Annotated in this window: 10 protein-coding genes and 1 tRNA gene; 7 read left to right on the plus strand and 4 right to left on the minus strand. The window is 60.5% G+C overall.

Going from position 1 to position 7,345, the window contains the following annotated elements; all coding sequences use genetic code 11:
* Positions 1 to 324: 324 nt before the first annotated feature.
* Both NW835_RS02610 and NW835_RS02615 read right to left on the minus strand, forming a co-directional pair.
* Complete coding sequence (locus NW835_RS02610; protein WP_414414442.1) at positions 325 to 603, minus strand: hypothetical protein; 279 nt, start codon at positions 601 to 603, stop codon at positions 325 to 327.
* A 266-nt stretch (positions 604 to 869) separates the two neighbouring features.
* Entirely contained in the window at positions 870 to 1,295 is a 426-nt protein-coding gene (locus tag NW835_RS02615) for a CatB-related O-acetyltransferase (protein WP_414414443.1), read from the minus strand.
* A 172-nt stretch (positions 1,296 to 1,467) separates the two neighbouring features.
* On the opposite strand from NW835_RS02615, the gene cobU reads away from it, so the two are divergent.
* The 3 genes from cobU (at position 1,468) to NW835_RS02630 (ending at position 3,153) form a co-directional block, all read left to right on the plus strand.
* Positions 1,468 to 2,031: a bifunctional adenosylcobinamide kinase/adenosylcobinamide-phosphate guanylyltransferase gene (gene cobU / locus NW835_RS02620; RefSeq protein WP_414414444.1), complete on the plus strand. Its 564-nt coding sequence runs from the start codon at positions 1,468 to 1,470 to the stop codon at positions 2,029 to 2,031.
* Positions 2,032 to 2,113: 82 nt separating this feature from the next.
* The gene (locus NW835_RS02625) at positions 2,114 to 2,614 is read left to right on the plus strand and encodes a CRR6 family NdhI maturation factor (RefSeq protein WP_414414445.1); all 501 of its coding nucleotides are present in this window, start codon (positions 2,114 to 2,116) and stop codon (positions 2,612 to 2,614) included.
* Positions 2,611 to 3,153: a hypothetical protein gene (locus NW835_RS02630; RefSeq protein WP_414414446.1), complete on the plus strand. Its 543-nt coding sequence runs from the start codon at positions 2,611 to 2,613 to the stop codon at positions 3,151 to 3,153. The genes NW835_RS02625 and NW835_RS02630 overlap by 4 nt, the downstream gene beginning before the upstream one ends.
* 9 nt (positions 3,154 to 3,162) lie before the next feature.
* Here NW835_RS02630 and NW835_RS02635 read toward each other — a convergent pair whose 3' ends face one another.
* Both NW835_RS02635 and NW835_RS02640 read right to left on the minus strand, forming a co-directional pair.
* Positions 3,163 to 3,651 (minus strand): YbhB/YbcL family Raf kinase inhibitor-like protein, encoded by a 489-nt coding sequence (locus tag NW835_RS02635; protein ID WP_414414447.1) that lies wholly within the window; start codon positions 3,649 to 3,651, stop codon positions 3,163 to 3,165.
* A gap of 48 nt (positions 3,652 to 3,699) precedes the next feature.
* Positions 3,700 to 3,784, minus strand: a tRNA-Ser gene (locus tag NW835_RS02640).
* Between the two features lie 143 nt (positions 3,785 to 3,927).
* Between NW835_RS02640 and NW835_RS02645 the strand changes: the two genes are divergently transcribed.
* Genes NW835_RS02645 through NW835_RS02660 form a run of 4 tightly spaced genes read left to right on the plus strand, consistent with a single transcriptional unit; the run spans position 3,928 to position 7,248 of the window.
* Positions 3,928 to 4,491: a hypothetical protein gene (locus tag NW835_RS02645; RefSeq protein ID WP_414414448.1), complete on the plus strand. Its 564-nt coding sequence runs from the start codon at positions 3,928 to 3,930 to the stop codon at positions 4,489 to 4,491.
* Between the two features lie 3 nt (positions 4,492 to 4,494).
* Positions 4,495 to 4,932, plus strand: coding sequence for an SRPBCC family protein (locus NW835_RS02650; RefSeq protein WP_414414449.1), 438 nt, complete (start codon positions 4,495 to 4,497; stop codon positions 4,930 to 4,932).
* Between the two features lie 31 nt (positions 4,933 to 4,963).
* On the plus strand, positions 4,964 to 5,551 hold the full coding sequence (locus tag NW835_RS02655; protein WP_414414450.1) for a peroxiredoxin family protein: 588 nt from the start codon (positions 4,964 to 4,966) through the stop codon (positions 5,549 to 5,551).
* 38 nt (positions 5,552 to 5,589) lie between these two features.
* Positions 5,590 to 7,248: an ABC1 kinase family protein gene (locus NW835_RS02660; protein WP_414414451.1), complete on the plus strand. Its 1,659-nt coding sequence runs from the start codon at positions 5,590 to 5,592 to the stop codon at positions 7,246 to 7,248.
* Positions 7,249 to 7,345: the final 97 nt, after the last annotated feature.

The following is a 7,345-nucleotide window of genomic DNA, read 5'->3' on the forward strand; positions in this document are numbered from 1 at the left end:
GGGGGGTGGGCGCAGGCTTGCTTCCGCTGCTGCAATCACCTCGGCCTCGTTCAACAGGGGCACAGTGCGGGGATCGCGAACGCCACGGGAGGAGGAAGCATTGCCAGCTTCGGTAACAGGAGAGGAGACCCCCGACAGGGCGCGCTGGCCGAAGAGGTAGCCCAAACAGGCACTCAACACAGCTGTAAAGAAAAATGCGCTCAGCCAAAACAGCGCTCCCAAGAATGTGGAGGTGAACTCTTGCGCTGGCCTGACCGATCTCCGCAAAGGATGCTCACTCCTGCGACGGACTTGCTCTACCCATGATACGAAAGCGACGAGGAGCTAGGGATGCTCCGCTGGCCCAGAATCTTGGTGTTCTTGCTGCTGGGCGCGAAGAGCAGCGCTATCGAGGTTGGGCAGCCGTTCCCCCAACCACCAGCCTGGATCTTCCCAGCTCAGGGATCCCAGCCACTTGGCAGCGCGATCCGCCAAGATCAGTCCTAACAAAACAGGAGCGGTGGTGATCCCCAGCGCCAGGCTTAGCCAAAGGGGCGGAGAGGCTTGCGAGGTGGCTGAAGAAGTATTTTGGGCAGGGGAAGATGCCGGTTTAAGATCCACCATGTCTGCATTCTGAATCGGGACTTGTCAACCTACCCCTAGTTGAATCGATCCTCATCCTAACTCCAACCTTACGGAGCTAGAAGCTTTTGCTTAAACTCAGCTAGTGCTGCCAGAGTTTCTTGATCTAGGGGTCGACAAAGAAGAGGTGCTGCTTGACGTATTGCTTCAAGAGGCCAATCCCACCAGGCAAGCTGGCTGAGCTGTTCGATTACCTCGGGTGAGAAGCAGTAGCGAACTACTTTGGCGGGCACACCGGCAACAATTGCCTAGGGCGGGACATCCCTTGTCACTACTGCAGCCATCCCAACAACTGCTCCGTTTCCAATCGTCACTCCTGAGCGAATCATAGCGCCATGGCCGATCCAAACGTCGTGTCCAACTAGAATGTCTCCTCGGGTCAGAGGGTGACCTTCCAGAGCACGCAGCTCACTCCAGCACTCAGGTAGGTGAGTGAAAGGATAGGTAGTAGCCCAGTCAGTGTGGTGCTCGTAGCCTGCAAAAAAATGTACCCCTTGTGCAATTGAGCTACAGCGGCCAATCTTTACCTGCGAAGGTTCTCCCATCCAATGAACGAAGAACTCACATCCATAGCTGAGAGAGCCAATATTAACCAAGGGAAACGGCTCTAAGCCTCTATAGGCAAAGTATGTTTTCTCCTCTAGTTGTGGGCTGTGTTGAATGCGGATAGGCATAGAACCTCAGTTCCCTAGATCAGGGCTTGCCAAGGTAAAACGTAAGCCTAAGTAGAGTGTGCCCCAACTCCGCGCAGGAGTCTTCAAGTCTTACATTTCGAATCAAGCTCGAGGCAGTAGAGACTACCCAATACTGAGCTAATCTAACGATTGACTTCCATCCCAATGCCTAATGTCGCTTGTACTTATCTGTGGCCCTGCCCGCTGCGGCAAAAGTCGGCTGGCGGAGAACCTGGCGGCTGCTTCCGGCCTGCCGGTCATCTATCTGGCCACCGGGCCCAAACCCGACCCTGAGGCCGACCCGGAGTGGGCGGAGCGGGTTCAGCAGCACCGGCAACGGCGTCCTCCCACCTGGCAAACCTGGGAAACCGAGCCAGACCTGGGCTCCGAACTGCAGAAGCTGCCCCAGCCCTGTTGTGCCCTGGTGGATTCGCTGGGGGGCTGGGTGGCGCAGGGCCTGGAGTGTTCCCCTGAGGAGTGGGATCCCTTGGCGCAATCTTTCTTGACAGCGTTGCAAAGCTGCCGAGGAAAGGTGATCCTGGTCTCAGAAGAGGTAGGCTGGGGGTTGGTGCCCGCCTATCCGCTGGGGCGGCGGTTTCGGGATCGGATGGGGGAGCTCACCCAAAAGCTGGCTCCTCTGGCCGACCAGGTGTTTTTGGTAACCGCAGGCTTTGCCCTCGATCTCACCCGCTGGGGGATCCCGCTGGCAGGGGTGAATAGCCCAGAGCTGAGATAAGCTGCAATGGGTTGATGGTATCCGCGGATAGGGTTTCTCCCTTGCGGAAGCCCTCGCCTGGATCGAGACTGGGTTAAAGCGATTGCTTGTCGTCGTGCCGATTACCTTCTACCTACCCGCCGAAGCCATTCAAACCCTGGATTTAACGCCGGGCCATGAGTTGGTGAAAACCTTGATGGCGGATCCCGTTCGCGCCGCTCAGCAGGTACAGTGCGCCATCGATTGGCCGCGCAGCCCCGACGATCCGCGCGAGCTCTCGGAGATCCCGGAAGTGCGCTTGTGGTTCATCCGCTGGGATACGGTTTACCCCTGGATGCCCTACTTTCTTGACTGGCGCAGCGGCGAGCTGGCTCGCTACGCCGCCATGCTGGTGCCCCACCAATTCAACCCCCGCGAAGGGATCGTCTATAACCCCGAAGCACTGGAGATCTTCGTCTATCAGAAGATTTTCGTGCTGATGCGCTGGTTTAAGCAGCAGAAACTGGGATCTGTCTCGATGCTGCGGGACATGGCCTTGGTGTTTGGCTTCGAGGTGCAACCCGAGTTTCTGAACCTCTGGGAAGCCGAGACCGGAGAGCCATGAGAGTGATGGTAGCCGACACCTGGCCTGGAATCCCGGCAGCAGCGGCAGTGGCAGAAGCCTGGCAAGAGGCGGTAGAACGTCCCTGGGGGCTGCTCCGCGTGGATCCCAGCCCTTCTGAAGCACAGCTCAAGGTCCTCTGGCAACAGATTGCTGCCTGGGAAGGGGAAAGGGATCCCCTGCTGGTGGTGCCCGGCACCCTAGCTGATCCGATAGGGCCCGGCCAAACCTGGGCCGACCTAGCTGCTGCCTGGGGGTTCAAGGTACTTCTGACGCTGCCCCAGGAAGCTGCCCTTAGCCAGGGAGCTGCTTTTGCGGCCTTGCTTCACCAAGCCAAGACTCACTGCCTGGGATGGGTGTTGCTGGAATCCGCATCCGGCTCCTCCCTAGAAGAACTCCCCTTGGTCTGGCAGTTGCAGGCCCAGCTAGGGATCCCTGTCCTGGGCAGGAAGACGGCGGCAGGGCAAATTTCTTGGAGAGCAGAGATGTGGGATTTGCTTTCAGCAACGCTCAGCTCCAGCCTGTGGGCACCCCTTGCTTGAGGTTCTCCCCTACCTTCTTCTTTGATAGGTGCCCATCAGTTGGGCCTGGGCGAGGATGTGGCCTGTCATGGCCTGTAGCAAGGCCTCTTTGGTGGCCCCTGGTGCTAAGGCCAGTTGCCTGTCCAGGGCGTAGAGGGTGAAGAAGTAGCGGTGGGTGCCGCTGGGAGGGCAAGGGCCGCCATAGCTATTGCGTCCCCAACTGTTTTGCCCGTGGACGGCCCCCTGGGGCAGGTCGCTGTCGGAGCGGATCCCTTCTGGCAGACTCGTAACACTGGCGGGCAAGTTGTAGACCACCCAGTGGACAAAGGTGCCTCTAGGCGCGTCAGGATCATCCATGGTTAGGGCAAAGCTTTGGGTTCCTACAGGTGCCCCCGACCAAGTCAAGGGGGGAGAAAGGTCTTCTCCTTCGCAGGTGTAGCGGGAGGGGATGGGTTGTGAGGGGGCAAAAGCGGAGCTAGTGAGCTGCAAAGCTGTCGGCGTTGGCGTCGGTGTTGGCATAGAACCAGAGCTTCTGGAAACTTCAGCAGATGGCGAAAGATTCCAGGACGGAGAGGGTGGGATTCGAACCCACGGTGGCTTGCGCCACGGCAGTTTTCAAGACTGCTTCCTTAAACCACTCGGACACCTCTCCCAGGGATCCCTACACGCAGATCTCTACTGATTTTAGGTTGTGCAATTGCCGTTTGGGCAGGGGCGGGGGGTGTTGCTTCAACGGAGGGGTTGTCCTGGGGGAGGGGATCCGCTATAACCCACCTGAGGGATCCCTGGCTACGGATGAGAGGAGACTTTTGCCCAGCTCAGGTGCAACTTCTGGCTTGGCTAATGCTAGCCTTGCTGGCTGCCTGTCGCCCCTTGCCAGAGCCACCTCCTTCCGAAGCTGTCCCGCTGGATCCGGTGCTGCGCCACGTTGGCGAAGATGGCACCCATTTTGCGGCTTCCGTGGGCGATACCCGCGCCCTTCCTCCCCACTTCCCACCGCAGTTGCAGTTGCCCGAAGCCGCCGTCCTCTCTTCCGGGCAAATCTGGGATCAGGAGGGGGGGCTGACCTCCTTGCTCTTGCAGACCTCTCAGCCTCTGGAGGAGATTGCCGCCTACTACCGTCGTACCCTCTGGGGCCGGGGCTGGGATCTCCTCTCGGATCTGGAACAGGCCAACGGCATCCGCACCCTTGTGTTTGAGTCTCCCCCCCACCCTGAACAGTCCCTGCACCAGGCAGTCATTCAGGTGGGATCCCCCCGCCGCGGGCCGGATCAGGTGGAGTACCGCGATATCTTGATCTTGCTGAGTACCGTTGCCCCTGTCGGCAAAGCGCAGCCTGCTGCTGCAGCCTTTCCTTGAAGCATGCCCGTCTATACCCAAGCAATTGAAATTGCTGCTGACGTGGCGCGGGTGGAGCGCTGTCTCATTGACCCGGAGCTGCTGCGGCGCTGGCTTAACCCGCTTTTGGGCTGCGAAGCGCTGGGATCCCCTACGGGGCAACTGGGCAGCCGCTACCGCTTTTTCCTGCGCCTGCCTCTCATTTCCCCCAGCCTGGACTGCGTGATTACCGAGCGGGCCGAGGGTCTGGTGCAGTGGCAGTTTGAGGGGTTTTTTCAGGGCACTGACCGCTGGGAGTGCCGCCCCCAGGCGTCGGGAACGCTGTTGGTGAACCGCTTTGAGTTTTCCATCCCCAACCCCTGGGTGGCGGCAGGGTTCTATCTGGTGGCGGCAGAGCTGACCCGGCACGACATGCGGGCACAACTGCGACGGCTAAAGGCAGTGGCCGAGGCTTTGGGTTAGGCTGGTGGCAGGTAGTAAAGAAACGTAAAAAATGGCAATGACCAGCAACAGCGGCCTGTTCAACCGTCGCTTTTTCGACAACTTCATCCCCCAGCCGGCCAACAGCCCTCTGCAGATTGGCGAGCTGGCCCCCGACTTTGAGCTGCCCAATGTACACGGGGATCCCGTGCGCCTGTCGGACTACCGCGGCCACCAGCCGGTGGTTCTGGCTTTTACCCGCATTTTCACAGAAAAACTCTTCTGCCCCTTCTGCTACCCCCACATCCAGGAGCTGAAGGCCCGCTACGAGGAGATCCGGTCTTTGGGAGCAGAGCTGCTGATGATTACCAGCACCGACCCGGTGCAAAGCCAACAGATCCAAGCCGACCTGCAACTGCCCTACCCGCTGTTGGTGGATCCGGAGTGCAAGACCTTTCGGCTCTACGGTGTCGGCCAAGCGATGGGGGCGCCCCTGCCGGGCCAGTTCATTGTGGATCGCGAGGGGAGGCTGCGCTATAAGCACCTCTTCTCCTTTGTCGAGCCCAACGCCAGCACCGACGAAGTGTTGCGGGTCTTGCGGGAGGGGCTAGCCAGCGGCTGGGACGGAACCCGCCGGGTGGCTCCCGTGCCCTTTTTCTAAGCTGTCTCTAGGCAATTCCGGCAGAGGAGGGAAAAGGGGTGGTCTTTGCGCGGCTGGCTCAGAACAGCGCCCGGCAGGCGGAGATCCTGGAAGTAGTCCTGCGCCACGGCTGGGACTACATGCGGCGCTTACTCTCCTTGGGCAAGGCGGAAGAGCCGCAACTGCCGCCGCCGATGGTGCTGCGCAACATCCTGGTGGATCTGGGGCCGGTTTATGTGAAGCTGGGCCAGTTGCTGAGCACCCGCCCCGATCTGTTGCCGCGGGAGTACATCGAGGCCCTCAGCACGCTGCAGAGCAATGTGCCCCCCGTGCCCTGGAAGGCGGTGGAGATCCTACTGCGCCAGCAGTTGCAAAAGCCGCTGGAGCAGGTATTCAGCAGCCTGGACACGGAAGCAGTGGCAGCGGGATCCATTGCCCAAGTCCATCGCGCCCGCCTGCTCAGTGGCGAAGCGGTGGCTCTCAAGATCCAGCGGCCGGGTTTGGAGGCAATAGTAGAGCGGGATACAAAGCTCATCCGCAGCATTGCTGAGCTGGTGGCGCAAACGGAGTTCGGTAGGCTAACAGACGTGGTGGCCTTGGCCAATGAGTTTTGCCGGGCGCTGCAGGCGGAGCTGGACTTTACCCAGGAAGCCCGCCACACGGAGCAACTGCGGCAACGCCTGCAGGCCAGCCGTTGGTTTGACCCAGCACAGTTGGTGGTGCCGCGCGTCTACTGGGCGCTCACTACCCCCAAGGTGCTGACGCTGGAGTGGATCGAGGGAAAGCCCCTGCTGGAGGCGGATCGCAGTGACGCCGACCCGCAGCAGATTGCCCGCCTGCTCACCCGCGCCTTTTTCCAGCAGATCTGCCTTGACGGCTATTTCCACGCCGATCCCCACCCTGGCAACCTCTTCTACCTGGGATCCGGTCGCGTGGCCCTCTTGGACTGCGGCATGATTGGGCGGCTGGATCCCCGCACGCAGCAGATTGTGCTGGAGCTGATTTTGGCCATTGTCAGCCTGGATGCCCAGCGCTGTGCTGAGCTCACGCTGGAACTGGCCCTGCCGGAAAGTCCCAGGGGCAGCCTGCGGGATCCCGCCGTCAGCCTGGCCCAACTGCAGAGGGAATACGAGCGCCTCTTGCGCCAGTACTACACCCTGAGCGTTGCCGAGCTGGATTTTAGCGAGCTCTTTTCCGAGATCCTGCAGGCGGCGCGGCGCAACCAGATCCGCATCCCCGGCAACCTGGGGCTGTGCGCCAAGGCCCTGGCCAACCTGGAAGGGATCGCCCGCCAGCTCACCCCAGACTACAATCTGCCGGAGCAAATTCGCCCCCTGATGGCCGATGTGTTTCGGCAGCAGTTGCTGGGGGATGCCCCCCTGCCCTCGCTGCTGCGCACAGCCCTGGATCTCAAAAACCTCTCGCTGCAGTCGCCGCGGCAACTGGAAGTGCTGCTTAGCCGCATCACCTCCGAGACCCAGCGCTGGAACCTGACGGTGCAGGAGCTGGAAGGCCTCCGCACCAGCCTGGACCAGTCAGCCAACCGCCTCTCCTACAGCATCCTGGTTGGATCCCTGATTATTGGCGCTGCCATCATCTCGGCGCAAACCCAGCGCTTCCAGGTCTTTTGGCTAAGCGAGCTGCTCTTTGGCGCCGCCAGCCTGCTGGGGCTGTGGCTCATCCTCAGCATCCTGCGCTCCGGTCGCCTGCGGGGCTAATCCCCTACGCATCTCGTGTTGGCAAAGCAACACAAAAACGGTATCAGCGGCTCTGCGAGCGCCTCGCCAAATCCCGCAAAGGCCGATTCTTTCGTTG

Origin of the sequence: Synechococcus sp. OH2, assembly GCF_047462155.1 — a bacterium.
Taxonomy (GTDB): domain Bacteria; phylum Cyanobacteriota; class Cyanobacteriia; order Thermostichales; family Thermostichaceae; genus Thermostichus.

What these genes read in the sequence shown, in the direction of transcription:
- NW835_RS02610 (WP_414414442.1), bottom strand. Translation starts at nt 603, where the DNA reads ATGGTGGATCTTAAACCGGCATCTTCCCCTGCCCAAAATACTTCTTCA.
- NW835_RS02655 (WP_414414450.1), top strand. Translation starts at nt 4,964, where the DNA reads ATGGCAATGACCAGCAACAGCGGCCTGTTCAACCGTCGCTTTTTCGAC.
- NW835_RS02645 (WP_414414448.1), top strand. Translation starts at nt 3,928, where the DNA reads ATGAGAGGAGACTTTTGCCCAGCTCAGGTGCAACTTCTGGCTTGGCTA.
- NW835_RS02615 (WP_414414443.1), bottom strand. Translation starts at nt 1,295, where the DNA reads ATGCCTATCCGCATTCAACACAGCCCACAACTAGAGGAGAAAACATAC.
- NW835_RS02635 (WP_414414447.1), bottom strand. Translation starts at nt 3,651, where the DNA reads ATGCCAACACCGACGCCAACGCCGACAGCTTTGCAGCTCACTAGCTCC.
- NW835_RS02630 (WP_414414446.1), top strand. Translation starts at nt 2,611, where the DNA reads ATGAGAGTGATGGTAGCCGACACCTGGCCTGGAATCCCGGCAGCAGCG.
- cobU (WP_414414444.1), top strand. Translation starts at nt 1,468, where the DNA reads ATGTCGCTTGTACTTATCTGTGGCCCTGCCCGCTGCGGCAAAAGTCGG.
- NW835_RS02650 (WP_414414449.1), top strand. Translation starts at nt 4,495, where the DNA reads ATGCCCGTCTATACCCAAGCAATTGAAATTGCTGCTGACGTGGCGCGG.